This window comes from Streptomyces sp. NPDC048442 (assembly GCF_040651475.1).
In the GTDB taxonomy this organism is placed as follows: Bacteria; Actinomycetota; Actinomycetes; order Streptomycetales; family Streptomycetaceae; genus Streptomyces.
In genome coordinates this window covers 1-22,006 of the sequence record NZ_JBEZKB010000026.1, presented here as the reverse complement: position 1 = coordinate 22,006, position 22,006 = coordinate 1, and the positions used below count along the sequence as shown (strand labels likewise).

The window sequence follows — 22,006 nt, the reverse complement described above, 5'->3', positions numbered from 1 at the left end:
GACACTGTCGGGCCATGACTACCGCGATGCCCGCCACCCCTGTTCCGCCGGAGGGCTCACTGGCCGGACTGACGGTCGGTGTGACCGCCGACCGCCGCCGGGACGAACTCGAAGCCCTGCTGCGCCGGCGCGGCGCGAAGGTCGTCTCCGCGCCGGCCCTGCGGATCGTGCCGCTCGACGACGACTCGGTGGTACGGGAGGCCACCGAGTCGTGCCTGTCCGCGCCGCTGCACTACGTGGTCGCCACGACCGGTGTCGGCTGGCGCGGCTGGATCAGCGCGGCGGAGGGCTGGGGGACGGGCACGCGCCTCGTGGACGCGTGCCGCGACGCGACGGTGATCAGCCGGGGCCCGAAGGCGACCGGTGCGATCCGGGCGTCCGGGCTGCGCGAGAGTTACGCGCCCGCCTCCGAGGCCGTGGACGAGATGCTGGCCTGGCTCCTCGACCGGGAGCTGGCCGGGAAGCGGGTCGCGGTGCAGGAACACGGGGCGCCGCTGCCGGAATTCACGGCCGCGCTGCGGGCGCGGGGCGCGGAGGTGGTGGAGGTGCCGGTGTACCGGTGGGGTCCGGCGGCGGACCCGGACGCCGTGCGCCGGCTGGTGGAGTCGACGGTACGGGGCGAGGTGCACGCGCTGCCCTTCACGAGCGCCCCTGCGATCGAGGCGTTCCTGGCGGCCGCGGAGGAGGCCGGCCGCCGCGAGCAGCTCCTCACCGCACTCCGTACGGACGTCCTGGCGGCCTGCATAGGTCCGGTGTGCGCCCGCCCGCTACTGGCGGCGGACGTGCCGTGCGTCTGGCCGGAACGGGGGCGGCTCGGCGCGCTGGTACGCACCCTGGACCAGCAGCTCCCGGCCCGCCACCGCCGTGAACTCACCTTCGAGGGCGACCGGTTGACGATCCAGGGCGCATCGGTCTCCGGCCCCGCCGGCACCGTGCTCCTCACCCCGCTCCCCGCCGCGATCCTGCACGCCCTGGCAGGGCGCCCCGGCACGGTCCTCAGCCGCGCCGAGCTCCTGCGGCGTGCCTGGGCCGGGGACGCCGGCACGCCGCGCCCCACCGACGAGCACGTGGTGGAGGCGGCGGTGGCCCGGCTGCGGACCGCCCTCGGTCCGTACTCCTCGCTGGTCCGTACGGTCACCAAGCGGGGGTACCGGCTGGCGGTGGACCCCAGGTGAATCAGGCCGGCCCTGCTCTGCTCGCCGTCGCGCACGGCACCCGCGACCCGGCCGGCACCGCCTCCACCGAGGAACTCCTCGACCGGGTAAGGGAGTTGCGCCCCGGCCTGCCCGTGATCCTGGCGTACGTGGACGTGGTCGGGCCGCACCTCTCGGACGTGCTCGCCGGACTCTGTGGGGAGGTCGTCCTGGTCCCCCTCCTCCTCGGAACGGGCTTCCACATCCGAGTCGACATCCCGGACGCGCTGGCCGCCGCCCCGCACGTACGGGCCCGGATATCGCGCGCACTGGGCCCGCACCCCCTGCTCGCGTCCGCGCTCGCGGACCGGCTGGCGGAGGTACGGGCGCCCGCGCGCGGCCCCGTCGTCCTCGCCTCCGCAGGCTCCAGCGACCCGACGTCCCGGGCCGCGACCGCCACCATGGCCACCCTCCTCACCCGCCGCCTGGGCCGCCCCGCGATCCCCTCCTACCTGTGCGGCGGCGCCCCGACCCCGGCCGCAGCGGTGGCGGCGCTGCACGCGGAGGGACACCGGGACGTGGCGGTGGCGAGCTACCTGATGACCCCGGGCTTCTTCGCCCGCAAGGCAGCGTCCTCCGGCACCGGAACGGTGACCTCCGCCCCCCTGGGCGCGCACGAGGCGGTGGCCCGGCTGATCCTGGACCGGTACGACGGGGCGCGCCGCTAGGGACGGTCCCCCCAGGGCCGCACACGCCCAACGACGTACTCACCGCCCGGCCCACCCGACCCACCCGGCCCGTCCGACCCGCCCGGCACGGGGATCACCCCGTCCGGCCCTCCCCCGCACGCGGCCGCGAGCCCGTCGAGCGCCTGCTCGCTGCGGGCGAGCACCGCCGTCGGGCAGCCGTCCGCCACCAGCCCGGTGACGAGCCCTGCGAGCATGCCGGTGCCGCCGGCGACGAGAGCCGGGCCTGCGGTCGTCACGGGAGCCGGGCGCGTGGTCGTCACGGCAGCCGCAGGTCCGTGCAGCCGTGCTGCTTCGCCGCGTCGGTGGCGAAGGCTTTGAGGGCGGCGGATTCGAACGCGGGGGCGGGCTTGCCCCTGTGCTTGAGCGTGAACAGGGCGCGCTCGGGCGAACCCGGGCACCGGGCGGTGGCCCACGTGTAGTCGCCCTGGGCTCCGGAGTCCTGCTGGATCTGCGGCTTCGCGGTACTGGTCAGCCGGTGGCTCTTCGCGTACGGCCCGAACACGGCGGCCAGGTCGTACCCCAACAGGTGCTTCGACGTGAGGAGGGTGCACTGGGTGAGCGGGGCGTTTTTCTGTGCGGGTTCTTCCCGGGCCAAGGCGACACCGGCTTGCGCGGCGGCGGATTTCAGGGGGCGCAGCGGGGCGCAGGTCCCCTGTGCCTCGGCGAGTGGAACGGCGTCGGAGTCGCGGGGTTCCTTCTCCACATCCTTGACCTCGGGCCCTGGGGAAATCGCACAGCCGAACTGCTTCGCCGCACGCTCCGCGGACTTCACGGAGAAGCTCGCCAGTTCGGTACGGATCTTCCACTTGTCGAGCGTCTTGACGCCCGTCAGAGCGACGTCGACGAGAAGGCTCTCGTCCTTGCGGTCGAGACACGGCAGATTGACCGTGGCGGTGGAACCGGCGACCACGGCAGGCCAACCGTTCACCGGGTGGATCCTTTCCCCGCCGACCGTACCCCCGAGAGACTGCGAGTCGGCGGCGCTGCCCCACCGCACGTCGACCCAGAGCGAGCGGGCTGCGGCAGGGCCGTCGCCCATGACCACGCACTGGGTGAGGCTGCCGGGCCGTGCCGGGGCGTTGTACTCGATCTCTTTGGCAGCCTCACCTGTGAGTACTTCGCGCAGGGCGGGCCGGTCCAGCGTCCCCGCACAGGCCTCCGCCGGATCCGGCGTCCGCCAGCGGTCGTACGTACCGGAGAAGTAGACGACCCCGGCGGCCAGCAGGACGAGGGCGAGAGCACCGATGACGGTCTTGCCCAGGCGGGTGCGGTGAGCTGTGAAGTGCATGAGAGGTGGTTCGGTCCGCTCTGGTAGTGCGTGTGAGGGGGTGTGGGGCCCGGTGCGGTCAGTAGTCCGGCCGCATCGCGCGGAGCGCTCCGTCCCTCCCCCTCTCGTAGTTCCCCTGACCGTGCCCGATGAGGTTCCGTACGAAGTCGTCCTGCGGCTCGTGGCCGTGGGACTTGGCCCATGCCGCGACCATGCCGTCGACCTCCAGCTGCCCCGCGTTGAAGATCCGGGCGTTCTCCTTGGTCGCTTCCAGGTTCGCTTCGGAGATGCGTTCCTTGGTCGCCTCGTACGACACGAAGTCGACCACCCTGTTGACGATGTCACCGGTTGGAGCGATCGCGGCCGGCGCGGCAGGACCGTACGCCGCACCCACGAAGGTCAGTGCCGCTCCGGAGGACGTGGTGAGCGCGTGGTTGAAGTCGTTCGCCCACTGGGTGTTGTTGAAGCGCTTGTCGAAGACGACGTCCGACCGCACTCCGTCGTACGCGCCGATGGCCGCCGAGGTCTCCTGGATGCGCGCCAGCGTGCTGTCGCTCTTCGAGTCGTTCGGCATGCCGGTGAAGAGGTCCTGGGAGTACTGCTTCTCGGCCCGGTACATCTGGCCGAAGGCTTCGGGGTCGTCCGCCGCGCCCCGCATGACCTTCACCAGGTCGTCCTTGGGCACGGCCATCCGGACCGTGCCGTCCTCGTCCTCCCAGACCTTGTCCTTGCCGTTGTACGTGACGTTGTCCATGCCGAGGGTCTGGTGGGTGTCGGGCGTGTAGTCCGTCAGCATGTTCGCGAGGGGCTTCTGGAGGTTGGCGGGGAGCTTGTCCGCGTGGCCCGACTCGTTCAGGATGCCGATCGTCTCGTTCATCACGCGGGCCTGCTCCAGACCGTGGCCGCCCAGCTTGTGCTCCGTGCCGGGCTGGTGGCCGGTGGCGGCGGCTTCCAGCGCGGCGCCGAAGCCCTGGCGGACGTCGTGCTCGGCCACGTCCTTGCCCGCGGTCTCGACCCGCAGGTACTCCCTGGTGTCGGCCAGGTCCCAGTCCCGCTCGTCCAGCAGGTACTTGAGGTTGTCGTTCTTGTTGTCCGGGCCGGGGTCGAGGTAGGAGGTGGCGGCGGCCGGGTCCTTGGACATGATGCCGAGGACGCCGTCCAGGGGATCGTTGGCGAACCAGCTGTCGTTCTTCCCGGTGTTCTTGTTGTCGCCGAAGTCGCCGCGCAGGTCCCAGATGTCCGGGTCGCCGCCCTTGGACTTGTCCTCGGCCTTGCGGATGTCGTTCGCGGTGTCGTGCAGGAACTTGTCGGAGTAGCCGCCGCCCTGCTGCATGAGGGTGACCAGGCTCTGGTAGCCGCGCGCCTTCTGGCCGTGCCCGTGGCCGACGTCGACCTTGTTCCCGGCGACGTCCAGCTCGTACTCCTTGACCCCGGCCGACTGCATCTGCGTACGGAACTTGTCGTAGAAGGCCGAGTTCGTGTCCTGCGTCGCGGTGGCCAGCGTGGTCGCCAGCCCCTTCTGCATGCCCAGGTAGTCCTTGTTGTGGCTGTCGCCGGAGTGCCCGAGATCGGTGAGCGAGTTGTTGAACTTCAGGGTTCCTTCGGCGCCCAGGCTGCTGAGGAGGGTCTGGCTGAACGCCTTGTCCTTGCCGTTGTCCCGGAAGGACCGGGCGGCCTCCTTGAGGTCCTGGTCGGTGGCCTTGCCGGAACTGACCCGCTCCGCGATGTCCTTGAGCGCCTGGGCCTCGTACTTCTCGATGTCGCCCTGCGCGCCGGAGTTGAAGCCGTTCGTCGTGCCGTCGAGGGGCTTGGAGTCGACGACGACGGCCGCGAGCGCGATCTCGGTTCCCTTGTCGGCGTCGTTCACGGCCCGTACCGCCTGGTCGACGCGCTGCTGCCAGGAGTTGACCGACTTGTGCATGGCCTGCTGGTAGTCGGGGTCGTGCTGCATGGCGCTTCGCGCGGAGTCGGTCAGCTTCTCGGAGTCGTACGTGACGACCCCCTGCTCGGAGACCTTCATCCCGGCCTCGACCGCTTCCCGCCGGGCGCTCTGGAGCTTGCCGCGCAGCTCGACGAACCGGGTGTGCGCGTCCCGGAGCAGGTCGGCCACCGCCTTGGCCTCCTTCTGGGCGTACTGGAACTCCCGGAGGGTGACGCCGAAGCGGCTGTGGGCCGCGTCGGCGCTGACCCCGAGCCAGGTCTCCCCCACGGAGACGCCGTACACGTCCCGCTTGTACGCCTGCTCCTGCTTCTTGAACTCACCGGCCATGCCGTCCCATTGGGTGGCGGCGGCGGTGAGCGCGGAGAGCTCGGTGGTCATGATCTCGTGGTACGTCGGCATGCTTCCCCCGGAAACACTTGAGCTGGAACCTGTTGGACCGGAAGCCGGGCCAGGGCCTGGCCGGCCGGAAGCCGGGCTAGAGCTTGTCGATTGCCGACGGCGGCCTGATGTCCCCGCCCACCCCGAGATCGGTGCCGCTGAGCAGCAGGTTCGTGCTGCGCAGTGAGGTCCGGTCCGAGCCCAGCCGGCTCAGCAGGCCCTTCACCTGTGTCTCCCACGCCTTGTTGGCCTTCTTGAGGGCCGCCGAGGTCAGCCAGCCGTGACCGTCCTTGGCGTCGAACGCCTTCACCGCGCTCCCGGTCTCCTGGTCGGCGTGGTCGCCGGCCTTGCGGGTGTCGGGTTCGATGTGCTGCTGGAGCGCGTTCGCGGCGGCGCGCTTCTTGGCGGGCGACGAGGCCATGTTCGGCAGCCCTCCGCTCGGCCCGAAGGGTGCGGCGGGCCCGCCGCCCGGCCCCGGTAGCGTGCCGTCCAGCGACATGGTGAAGCCCCTCTCCCCGTACACAACTCTCCCCGTACACAACGATCAGACCTGCAAGCTAACAAGACGATCTTCCGAGCTTGCGAAGCTCATGCGGAGACGCTGTCACCGAATGTGAACATCCCGCGCAGTCCCGTCGCCCCCCTCGGCCCCCCGCCCCCTCGGTGCCCCGCCTCCTCGGTGCCCCGCCTCCTCGGCCGCCACGTGTGCCGCCGACTGGGCCGGTTATCGCCTCGCCGGCGCGGCCTCCGCGTGAGAGCGTCCGCAGCAGTGCCTCTGCCGAGGGGGCGTACCTCCCGACTCGTAGACGGAGAAGGCAACGTGGCACAGGACCGTATGGCCGACCTCGACGCCCACTGGCGCGCCGCCAACTACCTGGCCGCCGGCCAGATCTACCTCCTGGACAACCCCCTCCTGACCGAACCGCTGCGGCCCGAACACCTCAAGCCGCGGCTGCTCGGTCACTGGGGCACCTCACCCGGCCTCAACCTGGTGCACACCCACCTCAACCGTGTCGTGAAGGAACACGGCCTGGACGCGCTCTGCGTCTGGGGTCCCGGTCACGGCGGTCCCGCCGTCCTCGCCAACTCCTGGCTGGAGGGCTCGTACAGCGAGACGTATCCGACCGTCGGCCGGGACGCGGACGGCATGGGCAAGCTGTTCCGGCAGTTCTCCTTCCCCGGCGGTGTCCCGAGTCATGTCGCCCCGGAGACCCCCGGGTCGATCCACGAGGGCGGCGAACTCGGCTACTCGCTCGCGCACGCCTACGGCGCCGCGTTCGACAACCCGGACCTGCTGGTCGCCTGCGTGATCGGCGACGGAGAGGCGGAGACGGGCCCGCTCGCGGCGTCCTGGCACTCCAACAAGTTCCTCGACCCCGTCCACGACGGCGCGGTGCTGCCGATCCTGCACCTCAACGGCTACAAGATCGCCAACCCCACCGTGCTCTCCCGCATCCCCGAGGCCGAACTCGACTCCCTGTTACGGGGATACGGCCACGAGCCCCTGCACGTCACGGGTGACGATCCGCGCGTCGTCCACCCCGCGATGGCAGCCGCCATGGACCAGGCCCTGGAGCGCATCGCGGCGATCCAGCACACCGCGCGCACCTCCGGGGCGCGTGGCCGGGCCCGCTGGCCGATGATCGTGCTCCGTACCCCCAAGGGCTGGACGGGGCCAGCGACGGTGGACGGCACGCCGGTCGAGGGAACCTGGCGGGCGCATCAGGTCCCGCTCGCCTCCGTACGCGAAAACCCGGACCACTTGCGGCAGTTGGAGGCGTGGCTGCGCTCCTACCGGCCCGAGGAGCTCTTCGACGGCGAAGGCCGCCCCACCGCACGGGTCCTGGCCTGTGTCCCGGAGGGCAACCGCCGCCTGGGCGCGAGCCCGCACGCCAACGGCGGCCTCCTCACCCGTGACCTGCCCCTCCCGCCGCTGGAGCAGTTCGCCGTACCCGTCGACAAACCGGGCAGCTCCCTGCACGAACCGACCCGCGTGCTGGGCTCTCTGCTCGCCCGGATCATGCGGGACACGGCCGTGCGGCGCGACTTCCGCGTCGTGGGCCCCGACGAGACGGAGTCCAACCGGCTCGGCGCGCTGTTCGAGGTCACCGGCAAGGCGTGGCAGGCCGAGACCCTGCCCACCGACGAACATCTCGCCGCCGACGGCAGGGTGGTGGAGATCCTCTCCGAACACCTCTGCCAGGGCTGGCTTGAGGGCTACAACCTCACCGGCCGGCACGGTCTGTTCTCCTGCTACGAGGCCTTCGTCCACATCGTCGACTCGATGGTCAACCAGCACATCAAGTGGCTGAAGACCTCGCGCGCCCTGCCGTGGCGGGCCCCGGTCCCCTCCCTCAACTACCTCCTCACGTCGCACGTCTGGCGCCAGGACCACAACGGTTTCTCGCACCAGGACCCGGGCTTCGTCGACCACGTGCTGAACAAGAGCCCCGAGGTCGTCCGCGTCTACTTCCCGCCGGACGCCAACACACTGCTCTCCGTCGCCGACCACGTCCTGCGCAGCCGCGACTACGTCAACGTCGTCGTCGCCGGCAAGCAGCCGAGCTTCGACTGGCTCTCCCTGGACGACGCCCGCGCCCACTGCGCCCGGGGCGCCGGCATCTGGGAGTGGGCCGGTACGGAGGCCGGTACCGGGGGTCCGGACGTGGTGCTGGCCTGCGCGGGCGACGTACCGACCCTGGAGGTGCTGGCGGCGGCGCAGTTGCTGCGCGGTCGGCTGCCGGAACTGGCCGTCCGGGTCGTCAACGTCGTCGACATGACGCGGCTGTTGCCGCGCGAGGAGCACCCGCACGGCATGTCGGACTCCGAGTACGACGCCCTGTTCACTCCGGACAAACCGGTGATCTTCGCGTACCACGGCTACCCCTGGCTGGTCCACCGGCTCGCCTACCGCCGCACCGGCCACGCGCAGCTGCATGTGCGCGGCTACAAGGAGGCGGGCACCACCACGACGCCGTTCGACATGGTCGTACGCAACGACCTCGACCGGTACCGGCTGGTCATGGACGTCATCGACCGGGTGCCGGGCCTCGCCGTCCGGGCCGCCTCCGCCCGCCAGGCCATGGCGGACGCCCGTACCCGCCACCACGCCTGGATCCGCGCCCACGGCGTGGACCTCCCGGAGGTCGCCGACTGGCACTGGACCGGCTGAGCCCGTCTCATCCCTCTCACCCGCGTGGGTGGGTCTCGCGCAGGGCTTCGCGCAGTGCCCGGGACGGTCTACTGCCTGGCCGTACGCCCGGGTCGCCCGTCCCCCCGGGGTGCTTGTAGGCGTAGGCGTCAGAGCCGGATCCATTTCCTCATGGCGCGTGTCCGCTCGGTGTCGAGCGTGTGGGGGTCGGTGGTGTCGGTGGCCCAGGCGATGTGTCCGTCGGGACGGACGAGGACTTCGGTGGTGGCGTCGAGGGCGCGGGGCTCGGTCCGTGCGGTCACTGCCGTGACGTGCTCAGGTGCGGTCAAGTGGTTCAAGTGGTCCTGTGCGGCAGTCAGTTGGAGCAGTACGAAGCGTCCCTCGTGGAGCAGTTCGTAGGTACGGATCCGGCGTCCGTCCGAGAGGGTGAGGGGGAGGTCCGGCATGCGGCGGCCGGTCATCGGGTGTGCGGTGGAGGTGGTGGGCGGGTAGGCGGTGTCGAGTGCGGAGAGCTGGCCGGCGAGGTGCCGGTTGACTTCCGGAAGGCCGAGGAGCGTGTCGAACAGTTCGCACAGGAGCCTGGCGGGGCGGCGGTAGCGCTCGACCAGCGGCAGTTCGACCAGGAGCGTCTGGGCCTCGGTGCGTTCGGTGACGGCCAGGCCGACCGGGCGGCGTTCGGCGTCGTAGCTGTCGAGCAGGCCGGGGGCAGCCCACCCGTGGATGCACGCTGCCAGCTTCCATCCCAGGTTCATCGCGTCCTGGAGGCCGGTGTTGAGGCCTTGGGCGCCGACAGGGAAGTGGATGTGCGCACTGTCGCCGACGAGGAGCAGCCGGCCTGAGCGGTAACGCCCGGCGAGCCGGGTGGCGTTGCCGAAGCGGGACAGCCAGGTCGGGTTCCCGATGCCGCAGTCGGTGCCGCACACACCCAGGACTGCGGTACGGAACTCGGCAAGGGTGACGGGTGTGGTGGAGGGGACCCTCATGCGCTCGGGGTCCATGACGACGAACCGGGTCAGACCGGGTTCCAGCCGGGAGACGAGGATCCCGTGCTGTCTGGCGCGGTCGAGATCCGCGTGATCGGCGGTGGCGAAGTCGCCCACCATCGCGGTGAACGACTCGTCGGTCCCGGGGAACGCGATGCCGGCGGCGCGGCGGACGGTACTGCGGGCGCCGTCGCAACCGGCCACGTAGGCGGCCCGGACGGTGGCCGGCCCAGCCGGACCCCGCAGTTCCACCTCCACCTCCGCCTCCACCTCTACCTCCGCCTTCGCCTCCACGCTGTCGTCCTTCTGCTTCAGCCCGGTCACCTCGTGCCCCCGGTGGATGCGGACCCCGAGCTCCCTGGCCCGCTCCTCCAGCAGCGCTTCGGTACGTGACTGGGCCAGCAGCAGGGCGTACGGCTGCGGGGAGGCGAGCGAGGAGAAGTCGAGGGGCGTGTGCAGCGTGCCGGCGAACTGCCAGCCGGGCACGGTGCGCCCGGCCGCCAGGAACCGTTCGGCCAGGCCGCGTTGGTCCATCAGCTCCAGGCTGCGCGGGTGCAGGTTGAGTGCGCGTGAGTTCGGCTGCGGATGGGTACGGCGCTCGACGACATCGGTCCGTACGCCGGCGAGCGCGAGCTCGGCCGCGAGGAGCAGGCCGGTGGGTCCGGCGCCGACCACGAGCACTTCGGTCTCTGCTTCCACGAGCCTGCCTCTCGTTCCGGGTCGGTCCACCTATGCGGGATCGGACCGTTTACGGGCGATGGTCAGGCCGTCGGCCACCGGCAGCATCACGGACTCGACGCGCGGGTCGGCCCGCACATGGGCGTTGAACTCGCGTACGGCGCGGACGTTTCCGGTGGCGTGGGGGAGGTGGACCTGCCCCTGCTGGAGCACGTTGTCGGCGATCAGCAGTCCGCCGGGGCGAAGGCGGGGCACGAGGAGGTCCCAGTACTGGCAGTAATGGGGCTTGTCGGCGTCCAGAAAGACCAGGTCGAGGTCGTTCCGCAGCGGAAGGGCCGCCACGGTCTCCAGCGCGGGGCCGATCCGGAGGTCGATACGGTCCTCAACTCCTGCCTCTTTCCAGGCAGTTCGGGCAATGCCGGTCCACTCCTCGGAAAGGTCGCAGGTGACGACGGTCCCGCCGGGGCGCAGTCCGGTCGCCAGGGCCAGGGTGGAACAGCCGGTGAAGGTCCCGACTTCGACGATCTTCTGCGCCTCCACGAGACGTGCGAGCAGGGTCAGCAGGGTTGCCTGCTCGTGCGGCACCCGCATGCCGGCCACCGCCCCCAGCGCACACGTCTGCGCCTCCAGCCGCCGCTGGACCGGTGTGGGGGGTTCGCTCTGGCGCACCAGGTAGTCGTACAGCTCGCGGGTGAGCGGGACGACCTTGAAGTTGTCGTGCAGGGGTTCGATCACGCGGGGCTCCTGTCGGGTTGGGGGGCTGAGTGCTCTGCTCATCTGCGGCGCTGCCGTGGCTGGTCGCGCCCACGCGCCTCCCATGCGCCCTGTCCGTCGCCGGCAGCGCGAGGACACACTCATGGGCGGCCGCTGCCCCTGTGTGCTGTGCCGTGGTGCGCACCGGGCCGTACTTCTCGTCCGCGCGTGCAGAGAGGAAGAGCCATGCGGCGTGTTCTCGTACTGGGTGAATTCCGGGCGGACCGGCTCGTGCCTCCCCTTCTCCGGGCCGGTGCGCACGTGACGGTTCTGGGCTTCGCCGACCTCACCGGATTCCTGGACCCCCGGGTCACCTGCGCACCACTGCCGAAGGCACTGACCGAAGAGGACCTGCGCGTACTCATTGATGAACACCGGGCGGACCTCGTGGTGCCCGGCATGTCGTCCCCCGGACAGGAGCAGATGCTCACGCTGTACGCCCGCGTCGGCCATTCCGACGGCCGTTCCGTCAGCCGTTCCGTCGGCCGTTTTGACGGTGGCGCTCGGATGCCGGTGCACTCCGCAGCGTTCGCCACCCTGGCCTGCGACAAAGTGGCCCTGCACCGGCAGGCGGCCCGGCGTGGGTGGCCCGTCCCCGCCGGCGTGGTCTGCGAGCACCCCGGGCAGCTCGGCGGGGCCGCCCGGCAAGTGGGCTTCCCCCTGCTCGTGAAGGAAGCACGCAGCGAGTCCTTCGCCGGTCGGCACTTCGTCCGTGGGACCTCCCGGCTCACGGCCCTCAGCTCCTCCCTCACGTACCCCGTGCTGGTACAACAGGCCATCCAGGGCGAGGAGTTCGCCGTTGAACTCCTCACCCTTCCCACCGGCACCGCCCAGTGGCCCGTCACCGCTCTCGGGGCCCTCGACGGAGACTGCGCCCCGGGGCGGCGGGCCCGGGTACAGCCCGCCCTCCTCCCCGCCCCGGCCCGTCTCGCGTTGAGCGCCCTGGTGCGGGACATCGTCGAGACCTCCCGCCCGTGGGGGCCCTGGCAGCTGGACTTCGCGCTCACCCGTGACGGGCAGCGGCTCCATCTCTTCGAGATCAACGGACGGTTCGGCGGGGTGTCCAACATGAGCTGGACCAGTACCGGCACCGATCCGCACCTCGCCCACGCCCAAGCCGTGCTGCACGACCGCCTGCCGGAGCACACCCACGCCGTCCGCGCCGCACTGGAGCTGCCGGTACCGAACGGCACGACGCTCCCGCTTCCCCCGGTCGGCACGACCCTGTCCGCCTTCACCGCCAACCCCGGCTACCCCGGTCCCGCCACCTCCGGAGTCCACCGCGCGGTACTCGCTGCGACGCCCGCCCACGCCCCCGCCGTACGCGACTGGCTGCGCCAACTCCCCGCCGGAACCCTGCTGTTGACTGTCGACTCCGCCCTCGCCAGGCTCGAACAGGGTATGGCTGCACTCAGTGCGGAGGCGACACGGGGCGCGCGTACGACCCCGAGTGCGGTCGCGGCCCGATTCCCTCGGCCGACCCCGCGCACAGGTCGGTGATGAGTTTGCGGGCCCGGCCCGCCGTCACCGGGGTGACGCCGTGGATCAGCTGTGACCCGTACACCAGCGTGGTCCCCGCCGGCGGGCGGCAGACCCAGCGAGTGGCGGCGATGGCGTCGAGGGAGACCGGTCCCGACCTCGCGGTGATCTCGTGCACCAGCCGGGTGCCGGGCTCGAACACGCCGTCGGCCTCGGTCAGCCGGTCGGTCCACAGCTCCTCGCACGCGGTGGTGTCGAGGTAGAACTCCCCTCCCTCGTCGGCCTCTTGAAGGTTGAACACCACCCGGCCCAGCCGGACGGGCCGCTCGTCCGGATCTCCCATGCCGTGTACGTGCGAGCGGATCCTGTCTCCCGGTTTGAGGTCGTGGTACAGCCACGGGGCAACGGAGTCGGCGGACGGGAAGGCCCGGCGGATGACGGGCATCGCCCGGTCGATCGCGCCCGACAGGATCTCCTGCACGGCATCGGGCGGAGCGAGCCCCTCGCTGGGCCGGGCGGGAACCCAGCCGGTGACGGCCAGATGGTCGTCTACGATCTTGGTGACCTGGGCGGTCTCGTCAGGGGTGAGGAAGCTCTCGATCGTCTGTACGGCCAGAGTCTCGGACGTGTTGATCACTCTGTGCTCCTCTCGCGGTTTCGTACGCCCGACTCATTGCAGTGCCGGCCCTCCCGGACGCCAAGGGCGCCGAGCGGGCGCGCAAGCGCACCGGCCGTCCGGTATGAGCGCACGGTACGGCCACCTGGAACGGGCCCGTGCCTCCGTGCGCCCCACAGTCACCTACGAGGCCGGTACGCCCCCGCCGGCCGCCCACCGTCCGAGGGTGAATTCGCCGCCCTCCCGCCGGACTTCCACGGCGCCCGCACCGCCGAAGTGCGCGGGGACCACCAACTCCCTTTCCTCGGCGGCCCGTTCGAGGATTCTGCGGCGGCTGGTCACCGCTTGCTCCGCGTCCAGGCAGAAGCAGCTGTTGCAGGACGGCGCGAGGATCTGCACCGGGCTGTGCAGCAGGTCGCCGACGAAGACCGCCCGGTCGCCCCCGGAGGCGAGCCGCAGTACGGCCGAGCCGGGTGTGTGGCCCGGCGCGGACTCCAGCGTGAGGTGCTCGTCGATGCGGTGGGTGCCGTCCCACAGGACGCTCTGCCCGGCCCGGTGGACGGGCGCGATGCTGTCCTCGTAGATGAGCCGGTCGTCCGGCCTCTGACTCCCGCCCCCGTACGCGTTGTCCGGACCGAAGTGGAAGTCGTCGGCGGCCGGGATCAGGTACTGGGCGTTGGGGAACGCAGGCTCCCAACCCCCTTCCGTACCGACGGTGTTGCCGCCGACGTGATCACCGTGGACATGGGTGTTGACGACGACGTCGACGTCCTGGGGCCGGACGCCGGCCCACGCCAGGCCGCCCAGGAAATCGCCCTGCCAGTGGTGGAACTGCGGCGAGCCCGGCCGCTCGCGTCCGTTTCCCAACCCGGTGTCGACCAGGACGGTCCGTCCGCCGCTGCGCAGCACCCAGCTCTGCACCGCCCCCACCGCCAGGTCGCCGTCCGTCTCCCAGTGGTCCGGTGCCAGCCAGCCCTCGTTGCCCTTCCACAGCTCGGCCCCGGAGTCCGGAACCAGGGCGCGTGCGGGCGCGAACGCCCCTTGCCACTCGACGACTCGGAGTACCTCGACATCCCCGAACACCATGCGCTGCACGCTCTGCGTACTCTGCGTCCTCTCACTGCTCTGTGTGCTCTCACTGCTCTGTGTGCTCTCGCTCTTCATGTCCTCGACCCTAGGAAGAGCAGATGAGCTCCTCAATGCCTGTTCAGCTCAATCGGATACGCGTACGTCTCACCACTGACGCCATGGGTATCCTCACCCGATGGACGTGGTGAGTGACGCAGTCTCAGCGGTACGTGTCGGGAGGCCCGCCTCGAACCGGGTGCGGGTGAGCGGGAGCTGGTGCACGCGGCTGGCCCCGTACGACGGTGCGGGCTTCCACGTGGTGCTGGAGGGGAGCTGCTGGCTGCTGCCCGAGGGCGGCTCGCCGCTCTCGCTCGGCACGGGTGACGTGGTGCTGCTGCCGCACGGCACGGAACATGTGATGGCCGACGCCCCCGCCGATGCGGCGGCCGTGGAGCAGGCGGTGCCGTTCGAGCAGTGGCTCGACGGGCACGAACCGCACCGCCCCCCAGCCACCACCCCCGACGAGGCACAGATGCAGACGCCAGTGCAGATGCTGTGCGGCAAGTACCGGCTCGACCGCAGCCGCGTACACCCGCTCATGGCAGAACTGCCGGAGGTCGTCCACCTGCCGAACCGGGTCGGCGCCCACCCCGAACTCCGCGCCGCCGTCGACCTGTTGGGCCACGAGCTGGCCACCCAGGGGCCCGGCTCCTGCCTCGCGGTGCCCAGCCTGCTCGACCTTCTCCTCGTCTATATGATCCGCTCCTGGGCGGCCCGGGACACGAACGGCACCTGGCCCGCCGTACTGGGCGACCCGGTGGCGGCCGCCGCCCTGCGGGCGCTGCACTCGGACCCCGCCGCCCCGTGGACCAACGACCGCCTGGCCGCCGAGGCGGGGGTGTCCCGCGCCACCCTGGCCCGCCGCTTCACCACTCTGGTCGGCCGCCCGCCGATGGCGTATCTCACCTGGTGGCGCCTGACGTTCGCCGCCACCCTGCTCCGCGACACCCCGGACCCGCTGGCCACCGTCGCCCGCCGCGTCGGCTACGGCACCCCGTACGCCTTCTCCCACGCCTTCAGCCGGGAGTTCGGCACCACTCCGGGCCAGTACCGGACAGAGACGGCGGGCGCGGGTCAGAGCACCACGCGGTAGTCGGAGCACCACATCACCTGGGTAGCGCCCCCGCCCCACCCCCGCCCCGGCGGTGGGACGGCCCGACGGCTGCCCGCATCGCCGTACGGGCCGCCCGGCGCTGTGGGAGGGTGAGGGTGTGAACCTGGAGGACCTCGTCCGGCTGCGCCGGGCCCGTGACCGGATGGACCGCGACTACGCGGAGCCGCTCGACGTTCCTGCGCTGGCGAGTGACGCGCTCATGTCGGCCGGCCATTTCTCCCGCAGCTTTCGCGCCGCCTTCGGGGAGACCCCGTACAGCTATCTGATGACGCGCCGGATCGAGCGGGCGAAGGCGCTGCTGCGGCGGGGCGATCTGTCGGTGACGGACGTCTGCTTCGCGGTCGGCTGTACGTCCCTGGGGTCGTTCAGCTCGCGGTTCACGGAGCTGGTCGGCGAGAGCCCGAGCGCGTACCGGGCCCGCAGCCACGACGAAGGCGCTGCCGTCCCGGCCTGCATCTCCAAGATTCACTCGCGACCGGTCAGGAACGGAGAAGCCAGATCCGGTCCCCCGCCCCTAGCGTGAAACCCATGGAAACCAACCGCACGAACACCAGCCGGCCGAGCACCAGCCAGTCGGGCCTCAGCCTCTCGCAGTGCTTCATCGCCGTCGACGACCACGACAAGGCTCTCACCTTCTACCGGGACGCCCTCGGCCTGGAGGTGCGCAACGACGTCGGGTACGAGTCGATGCGCTGGGTGACCCTCGGATCGCCCGCACAGCCGGACGTGAGCATCGTCCTGGAACCGCCGCTCGCGGACCCGAACGCCTCGGAGGCCGACCGGCAGGCGGTGACCGAGCTCATGGCGAAGGGACTGCTGCGCGGCGTCATCTTCGCGACCGACGACTGCGACGCGACCTTCGAGCGCATCAGCAAAGCGGGCGGCGAAGTGCTCCAGGAGCCGGTCGACCAGCACTACGGCGTCCGCGACTGCGCGTTCCGCGACCCCGCCGGGAACATGGTGCGCTTCGCCCAGCCCCGCCGGCAGTAGGCCCCGGCCGAACCGGGCCCATGCCGTCGCGGGCACGTCCGTGACGACGACGCAGAGCGTCACCATGGCGAGGAACGGGCCGGTGGCCAGGTGGTCCAGCCACCGGTGGGCCTCCGCCGAGGTCATCCGGCCCGCCGCCACGGCCCGCTCGGTGTCGGGGTGGTCGACAGCCGGCGAGTCCCCGTCGGGCTCCCCCCTCACGAACCGCCCACCGGGGCGCAGCACACGGTCGGTGAGGGCACGGCGTACGTCGGCGGCCGGTGTGACCACATCTGCTCGATGGCGGCGTTGACGACGTACCCGTGCAGCGGACCGTCCTCCCGGCGCCCTCAGCCGCCCGTGCCGTCAGGCGCTCGTACCCTCAGCCGCCCGTACCGTCAGGCGCTCGTGAGGATGACGAGCTGCTGTGTCGCGCGGGTCATCGCGACATAGCGGTCCACGGCTCCCTCGATGCCTTCACCGTACGTCTCCGGGTCGAGGAGGACGACCAGGTCGAACTCGAGTCCCTTCGACAGCCCGGGGGTCAGAGACCGGACGCGGGGCCTCGCCCGGAAGGCACCCTCTGAGGTGGCTGCGGAGTCCGCGGCCCCGATGACGCAGGCGATCCCGTCCGCGTGCGCACCGAGCCAGGTATCGAGGACCGAGTCCAGCTCGTCCACGGATCCGTGGACGACCGGGATGCCGCTGCTGCGGATCGAGGTCGGCACGTTGGCGTCCGGGAGCGCGGCCCTGATGACCGGCGCGGCCTCCGTCATGACCTCTTCCGGCGTGCGGTAGTTGACGGTCAGGGAGGCCACGTCGATCCGGTCGAGGCCGACCCGCTCCAGCCGCTCCTGCCACGACTCCGTGAACCCGTGCCTGGCCTGGGCCCGGTCGCCGACGATGGTGAAGCTCCGGGACGGGCAGCGCAGCAGCAGCATCTGCCACTCGGCGTCGGTCAGTTCCTGGGCCTCGTCCACGATGACGTGAGCGAACGGACCGGCCAGGAGGTCCGGTTCGGCGGTGGGCAGTGCGTTCTCGTCGACCAGGGAGGCCTTCAGGTCCTGACCGTGCAGCATCCCCAGCGCGCCCTCGCTCTCGTCGATCTCGACGTTCTGCAGCAGGCTGTCCATGACGTCGGCCCTGCGCGCGAGTTCGGCGGCGACGGCGGCCTCGTGCCGCTGCTTGCGTACGGACGCCTCCGGGTCGCCGAGCCGCTGCCGGGCCGCGTCCAGGAGCGGCAGGTCGGACACCGTCCAGGCGTGGGGGGCGTCCTTGCGCTGCAACTTCCGTACGTCGTCGGCGTCGAGCCAGGGAGCGCACTTGCGCAGGTAGGCGGGGACCGACCAGAGGTCGCCGACCAGGTCGGTCGGCTCCAGCATCGGCCAGGCCCGGTTGAGGGTTCCGATCAGTTCCCTGTTCTGGAGCAGCGACCTGCGGAGCAGCTCGGGCGAGACTTCCGCGTCGCCCCCGTCGTCGCCCGCGCCGCCGCCCGCGCCGTCGTCCCCGTACTCGTCCTGGTGCTTGTCCATCAGGATCGTGAGCAGTTCCTCGCGGATCTGGTCGCGGGCCTCGTTGTGCGGAGTGCCCGGTTCCACCGCTGCGAAGGCGGCGGACCAGTCGTCGGCGCTCAGCCAGACGTCGGACCAGTGGGTGGAGACCGTCATCCCCTTGGTGGGCGGTTCCTCGTAGATGCCGACGGCCGGCTCGATCGCCTTCACCATGTCGGCGGACGACTTCAGACGGAGCACCTCCGGGTCGCTCTCGACCTCCGCTCCGGCTCCCTCGGCGACGAGGTCCGCCAGGATGCAGGTCTGTACGCCCTCCTCCCCGAGGCTGGGCAGGACGTCGGCGACGTAGTCCAGGTAGGGCCGGTGCGGGCCGACGAACAGCACGCCGCCCCTGCGGTGGCCGAGCCGGGGGTCGGCGTAGAGGAGGTAGGCGGAGCGGTGCAGGGCGACGACGGTCTTGCCCGTGCCCGGACCGCCGTCGACGACGAGAGCGCCGCGGGACCCCGCGCGGATGATGGAGTCCTGGTCGGACTGGATGGTGGAGAGCACGTCCCGCATCCGGGCCGACCGGTTGCTGCCCAGGCTGGCGATGAACGCGGACTGGTCGTCGAGCGCGGCGTGCCCCTCCAGCCCTTCGGCGGTGAACACCTCGTCCCAGTAGTCGCTGATCCGGCCACTGGTCCAGCGGTACCTGCGGCGGCTCGCCAGCCCCATCGGGTTGGCGTGCGTCGCCGCGAAGAACGGCTCGGCCGCGGGCGAGCGCCAGTCGACGAGCAGGCGGTGCCCGGTGCTGTCGGTGAGGCCCAGACGTCCGATGTACACGCGCTCGGCATCGTCCGCACCGCCCTTCTGGACGAAGTGCCCGAGGCACAGGTCGAGACCGAAGCGGCGCAAGGTGCGCAGGCGGGCGGTCAGCCGGTGGATCTCCGCGTCCCGGTCCATCGCCTCACGGCCGATGCCGCCGGGTGCCCTGCGGAGTTCGTCGAGGCGGTCGGAGAGCTCGGTGATCGACTCCTGAAGGCTCGACGCGATGGCGGCGAAGTGCTTCTCGTCGCCGGCGATCAATGCCGGCTCGGCCTTGGCGGCGAGACGGTCGGGCAGGTTGAACGCGCTGGTGGTCAGAGCGGTCGTGTCAGCAGCCACACGCACTTAGTGAATCTCCCATTTCCGCAGGTACTGGCGTTAGGCCAGTGATTGTGCGGCATGGTGGGGGCCTTGCCGCAAGGCCCCCAGTGCGTTATAAGTTAAGAGTGGCGGGAGGTGGGTACTCCCCCTGCCACTCCTCCCAGCAGCGCTTCTCATACGCTCACACGGGCAGCCACTCACATGGGCAGCGACTCACATGGGCAGCGACCGCAGTCGCACCGCACCCTCCGGCCAGCTCTCGTCACCGTGCAGCGGTGTCCACATGGTCCTCAGCGGCATGAGCACGAGCCGCTCCTGCGGCTGCTCGACATGCACCTCCCCGTCGACCGCGCGCCAGCCGAGCTTCTCGTAGAGCGCGACGAGCGGCGGCCGGCAGAAGAGGAGCGCCCACTGCGGGCCCATGGTCCGCGCGTGCTCCAGCGCCGCGCCGACGACCTGCCGTGCCAGCCCCTGCCCCCGCAGGCCGGGCGCCACGACCACCCCGCCCACGCCGACCACCTCCAGGCCGACGCCGCGGACCTCCAACGGCAGCCTGCGCAGGCCGGCGTGCGCGACGAGGCGTCCGCCGTTCCGTCCGCCGTTCTGCGCCAAGCCGAAGTGCTCTTCCTTGGGAAGCCAGGTCAGACCGGTGTCGGCGACGCCGAACGGATCGTCGCCGTCGCCGAGTATCTGGGCCAGCTCGTCCTTCGTATAGCGATCGAGCCGCCGGACGGCGAGGGCAGGGGCCGGCGCCGGGGACCCGGTCGAGAGATCATCAGTCATGAGCCCATGATGGGGGTCGCCCATGCTTCCTCGTCCAGCTGGAGGCCGTTTGCCAGGTAGCTGATGGTGCGGTACCAGCCGGTCAGGACGAGCAGTTCGAGGAGCTGGGGGTCCTCGTAGTGGGCGCGAAGAGAGTCCCAGGTGGGGGTGGAGAGGCGTGCCGTGTCGTGGAGTTCGTCGACGGCGGCGAGCAGCGCCCGGTGTTGCGGTTGCCAGGAGGTGTCGGCCGTCGGCTCGTCCGCGGTGGTGGCCCGGAGCTGCTCCGGCGTAAGCCCGACCCGGTGGGCGAAGGCCGAGGCATGCACACCCCATTCGTACGCGCAGCCACTGCGAGCGGTCGTACGGGCGATGACGATCTCGCGGTCCAGGTCGGGCAGGAGTCCGTGGCCTAGCAGCCCCGCCCCGAGGGTGAACATGCGGGAGGCGAGTTCGGGGTTTCGGTACAACACCCGGAAGAGGGTGAGGGGTTCATGGTCCACACCCGGCGGCATCCAGCGGTGCAGGGCCTGGCCGATCTGCGGGGAGTAGGGCGGGGTGAGCGGTTCGATGCGCGGCATGGGCCACTCCTTCGCTTCGCTTTTCGAAGCACTATGATGCTTTGAAAAGCGAAGCGCAAGGGCGTGCGGCGTGCGGCAAGCGCCCAGTGAGGAGCAGGCGTGGAAGCAGGCAGACCTTCCGGCGACGGGCTTTCCGGCGGACAGCAGGGCGAACCGCCGGTCGGCACTCCCCGCCCCGGCGTCCCGGTACGCGGTTCCGCGACGGGCCGTCCCGTCATGGCCGCCCTCGATCTGCTCGGCCGGCGCTGGGCGTTGCGCATCCTGTGGGAGCTGCACCAGGGCCCGGCCGGTTTCCGGGAGTTGCAGCGCAGGTGCGCCCGCATGTCCTCCAGCGTCCTCAGCACCCGCCTCACCGAACTGACCACTGCCCGCCTCCTCGCCCTGCACGACGACGGCTGCTACCGGCTCACACCGATCGGCGAGGACCTCGTCGACGCGCTGCGTCCGCTGGACGAGTGGAGCCGGCGATGGGGAGAAGAGCCGGACGGGCGGGCGTAGCCCGGCGGCGGCGGGACGGAACTGGCGTCGCGCGCGCCGACGTTGTTGTCCGCGGACAACAAAATCGCGCGTCGGCCCGTTCCCGTGCTGCCACCGACGAGGGAGAACACCGGCCGGAATCCGGGGGCTACGGGCGCCAGTACAACGCCGGATCAGGAAGGTCGTCGAAGCCGAGGGCGCGGTAGAGCGGCTCGCCCTCGGCCGACGCGTACAGATCGACCCGGGCCGCCTCCCGCTCCCGGAACCAGTTGAGCAGCCCTTGCATGAGCGCCCGGCTGTGTCCGCGCCGACGGTGTTCCGGGTCGGTGACGACGCCGAGGACCTGACCGGTCCGGCCGTTGCGCAGGTGCGGCCCGGGGAGCCGCTGCTCGATGGTGCCGATGGCGCAGGCGGCGAGAGGGCCGCCGGTGCGGTCAACGGCATCGGCATCGGCATCGGCATCGGCGTACGGATACTCGCCGTCCACGACCAGGATCCGTACGGTGTCCGACACCATCTGCTCCTTCAGTACGGCGGCGAGCGAGTGCCGCCAGTCCCCGTCCGCGGACGAGGGGTTGAAGAATTCGCCGCCGAGGTCCTCGAAGAGCAGCGCCCGCAGCCGTACGAGCTCCGGAATGTCGTCCGCCACCGCCTGCCGCACCCGCACCGTTCGCATCATGTAATGACCCTAGGACGATGGGGACACTTACGAAACCCCTTCGATCCCCCGCGTCTGCGCCGACACCCACTCCAGGTACGCCGGACTGCCCGCCGTCACGGGTACGGCGATGATCTCCGGGGTGTCGTAGTCGTGCAGCTCCCCGATACGGCGCGCGAGCTCCGCCACCAGGTCACCGCGCGTCTTGAAGTCGATCCGCCACTCCTGCGCCCGCTCGACCGCACCCTGCCACCGGTACACCGAGGAAACGGGGAAGACCTGCGCACAGGCGGCCAGTTGGTCCTCGACGGCCCTGGCGGCCAGGGCGTACGCCTTGTCCTCGGCGTCGGTGGTCGTGGTCAGCACGGCGTAGCTGCGCGTCGGATCCGGATCCGCGTTCGTCGTCATGACGCGAGCGTACGCAGCAGCTCACCCACCCGCGCCTCTACGCACCGCAGTCGGCGAGCCCCGGCTTTCGGCGCCTACCTCGACGCCGCCCGCGCCCACCTCCCGTACGAAACCGACCTCACCGTCGTCCAGGGCGTCCTCGCCTTC

At 71.1% G+C, this 22,006-nt stretch carries 21 protein-coding genes; 8 read left to right on the top strand and 13 right to left on the bottom strand.

Annotation, left to right across the window (positions count from 1 at the left end):
• Positions 1-14 precede the first annotated feature (14 nt).
• On the top strand, positions 15-1,175 hold the full coding sequence (locus AB0D18_RS31030) for a uroporphyrinogen-III synthase (RefSeq protein WP_362425942.1): 1,161 nt from the start codon (positions 15-17) through the stop codon (positions 1,173-1,175).
• The gene (locus AB0D18_RS31025; RefSeq protein WP_362425939.1) at positions 1,172-1,861 is read left to right on the top strand and encodes a sirohydrochlorin chelatase; all 690 of its coding nucleotides are present in this window, start codon (positions 1,172-1,174) and stop codon (positions 1,859-1,861) included. Before AB0D18_RS31030 ends, AB0D18_RS31025 begins: the two co-directional genes overlap by 4 nt.
• Here AB0D18_RS31025 and AB0D18_RS31020 read toward each other — a convergent pair.
• The 4 genes from AB0D18_RS31020 to AB0D18_RS31005 all read right to left on the bottom strand — a co-directional run bounded on the left by AB0D18_RS31020 (position 1,858) and on the right by AB0D18_RS31005 (position 5,968).
• Positions 1,858-2,142, bottom strand: a complete 285-nt coding sequence (locus tag AB0D18_RS31020; RefSeq protein ID WP_362425936.1) for a hypothetical protein — start codon at positions 2,140-2,142, stop codon at positions 1,858-1,860. The two genes, AB0D18_RS31025 and AB0D18_RS31020, sit on opposite strands and share 4 nt — an antisense overlap.
• Positions 2,139-3,170, bottom strand: coding sequence for a hypothetical protein (locus AB0D18_RS31015; protein WP_362425933.1), 1,032 nt, complete (start codon positions 3,168-3,170; stop codon positions 2,139-2,141). The genes AB0D18_RS31020 and AB0D18_RS31015 overlap by 4 nt, the downstream gene beginning before the upstream one ends.
• Positions 3,171-3,228: 58 nt before the next feature.
• Positions 3,229-5,469 (bottom strand): DUF6571 family protein, encoded by a 2,241-nt coding sequence (locus tag AB0D18_RS31010; protein WP_362425930.1) that lies wholly within the window; start codon positions 5,467-5,469, stop codon positions 3,229-3,231.
• Between the two features lie 97 nt (positions 5,470-5,566).
• Entirely contained in the window at positions 5,567-5,968 is a 402-nt protein-coding gene (locus AB0D18_RS31005) for a hypothetical protein (RefSeq protein ID WP_362425927.1), read from the bottom strand.
• A gap of 321 nt (positions 5,969-6,289) precedes the next feature.
• Here AB0D18_RS31005 and AB0D18_RS31000 point away from each other — a divergent pair, with 321 nt between their 5' ends.
• Positions 6,290-8,641, top strand: coding sequence for a phosphoketolase family protein (locus AB0D18_RS31000; RefSeq protein ID WP_362425924.1), 2,352 nt, complete (start codon positions 6,290-6,292; stop codon positions 8,639-8,641).
• 128 nt (positions 8,642-8,769) lie between these two features.
• Here the strand turns inward: AB0D18_RS31000 and AB0D18_RS30995 are convergent, their stop codons facing one another.
• A complete protein-coding gene (locus tag AB0D18_RS30995) occupies positions 8,770-10,302 on the bottom strand; it encodes an FAD-dependent monooxygenase (RefSeq protein WP_362425921.1) in 1,533 nt (510 codons plus the stop codon).
• A 30-nt stretch (positions 10,303-10,332) separates the two neighbouring features.
• The gene (locus AB0D18_RS30990) at positions 10,333-11,016 is read right to left on the bottom strand and encodes an O-methyltransferase (protein WP_362425918.1); all 684 of its coding nucleotides are present in this window, start codon (positions 11,014-11,016) and stop codon (positions 10,333-10,335) included.
• A gap of 204 nt (positions 11,017-11,220) precedes the next feature.
• Here AB0D18_RS30990 and AB0D18_RS30985 point away from each other — a divergent pair, with 204 nt between their 5' ends.
• Positions 11,221-12,534, top strand: coding sequence for a hypothetical protein (locus AB0D18_RS30985; RefSeq protein WP_362425915.1), 1,314 nt, complete (start codon positions 11,221-11,223; stop codon positions 12,532-12,534).
• On the opposite strand, the gene AB0D18_RS30980 is transcribed toward AB0D18_RS30985, so the two are convergent.
• Both AB0D18_RS30980 and AB0D18_RS30975 read right to left on the bottom strand, forming a co-directional pair.
• Positions 12,446-13,150, bottom strand: coding sequence for a hypothetical protein (locus tag AB0D18_RS30980; protein WP_362425912.1), 705 nt, complete (start codon positions 13,148-13,150; stop codon positions 12,446-12,448). The genes AB0D18_RS30985 and AB0D18_RS30980 overlap by 89 nt on opposite strands.
• Before the next feature lie 162 nt (positions 13,151-13,312).
• Positions 13,313-14,215 (bottom strand): MBL fold metallo-hydrolase, encoded by a 903-nt coding sequence (locus tag AB0D18_RS30975; RefSeq protein WP_362426245.1) that lies wholly within the window; start codon positions 14,213-14,215, stop codon positions 13,313-13,315.
• A 178-nt stretch (positions 14,216-14,393) separates the two neighbouring features.
• Here AB0D18_RS30975 and AB0D18_RS30970 point away from each other — a divergent pair, with 178 nt between their 5' ends.
• From AB0D18_RS30970 to AB0D18_RS30960, 3 genes are all read left to right on the top strand, one after another.
• On the top strand, positions 14,394-15,350 hold the full coding sequence (locus AB0D18_RS30970) for an AraC family transcriptional regulator (RefSeq protein ID WP_362425909.1): 957 nt from the start codon (positions 14,394-14,396) through the stop codon (positions 15,348-15,350).
• A gap of 118 nt (positions 15,351-15,468) precedes the next feature.
• Positions 15,469-15,894, top strand: a complete 426-nt coding sequence (locus tag AB0D18_RS30965; protein WP_362425906.1) for a helix-turn-helix transcriptional regulator — start codon at positions 15,469-15,471, stop codon at positions 15,892-15,894.
• Positions 15,895-15,899: 5 nt separating this feature from the next.
• Positions 15,900-16,361 carry a VOC family protein gene (locus AB0D18_RS30960; protein WP_362425903.1) on the top strand — a complete coding sequence of 154 codons (462 nt, stop codon included), beginning with the start codon at positions 15,900-15,902 and terminating at the stop codon, positions 16,359-16,361.
• A gap of 377 nt (positions 16,362-16,738) precedes the next feature.
• Here the strand turns inward: AB0D18_RS30960 and helR are convergent, their stop codons facing one another.
• The 3 genes from helR to AB0D18_RS30945 all read right to left on the bottom strand — a co-directional run bounded on the left by helR (position 16,739) and on the right by AB0D18_RS30945 (position 20,316).
• Complete coding sequence (gene helR / locus AB0D18_RS30955; protein ID WP_362425901.1) at positions 16,739-18,994, bottom strand: RNA polymerase recycling motor ATPase HelR; 2,256 nt, start codon at positions 18,992-18,994, stop codon at positions 16,739-16,741.
• A 195-nt stretch (positions 18,995-19,189) separates the two neighbouring features.
• Positions 19,190-19,759 (bottom strand): GNAT family N-acetyltransferase, encoded by a 570-nt coding sequence (locus AB0D18_RS30950; RefSeq protein ID WP_362425898.1) that lies wholly within the window; start codon positions 19,757-19,759, stop codon positions 19,190-19,192.
• The gene (locus AB0D18_RS30945) at positions 19,756-20,316 is read right to left on the bottom strand and encodes a carboxymuconolactone decarboxylase family protein (RefSeq protein WP_362425895.1); all 561 of its coding nucleotides are present in this window, start codon (positions 20,314-20,316) and stop codon (positions 19,756-19,758) included. The genes AB0D18_RS30950 and AB0D18_RS30945 overlap by 4 nt, the downstream gene beginning before the upstream one ends.
• Positions 20,317-20,532: 216 nt before the next feature.
• Here AB0D18_RS30945 and AB0D18_RS30940 point away from each other — a divergent pair, with 216 nt between their 5' ends.
• Positions 20,533-20,814: a helix-turn-helix domain-containing protein gene (locus tag AB0D18_RS30940; protein WP_362426242.1), complete on the top strand. Its 282-nt coding sequence runs from the start codon at positions 20,533-20,535 to the stop codon at positions 20,812-20,814.
• A gap of 127 nt (positions 20,815-20,941) precedes the next feature.
• Here AB0D18_RS30940 and AB0D18_RS30935 read toward each other — a convergent pair whose 3' ends face one another.
• Positions 20,942-21,472 carry a GNAT family N-acetyltransferase gene (locus AB0D18_RS30935; RefSeq protein WP_362425892.1) on the bottom strand — a complete coding sequence of 177 codons (531 nt, stop codon included), beginning with the start codon at positions 21,470-21,472 and terminating at the stop codon, positions 20,942-20,944.
• A gap of 27 nt (positions 21,473-21,499) precedes the next feature.
• Positions 21,500-21,859 (bottom strand): divalent-cation tolerance protein CutA, encoded by a 360-nt coding sequence (gene cutA, locus AB0D18_RS30930; RefSeq protein ID WP_362425889.1) that lies wholly within the window; start codon positions 21,857-21,859, stop codon positions 21,500-21,502.
• Positions 21,860-22,006: the final 147 nt, after the last annotated feature.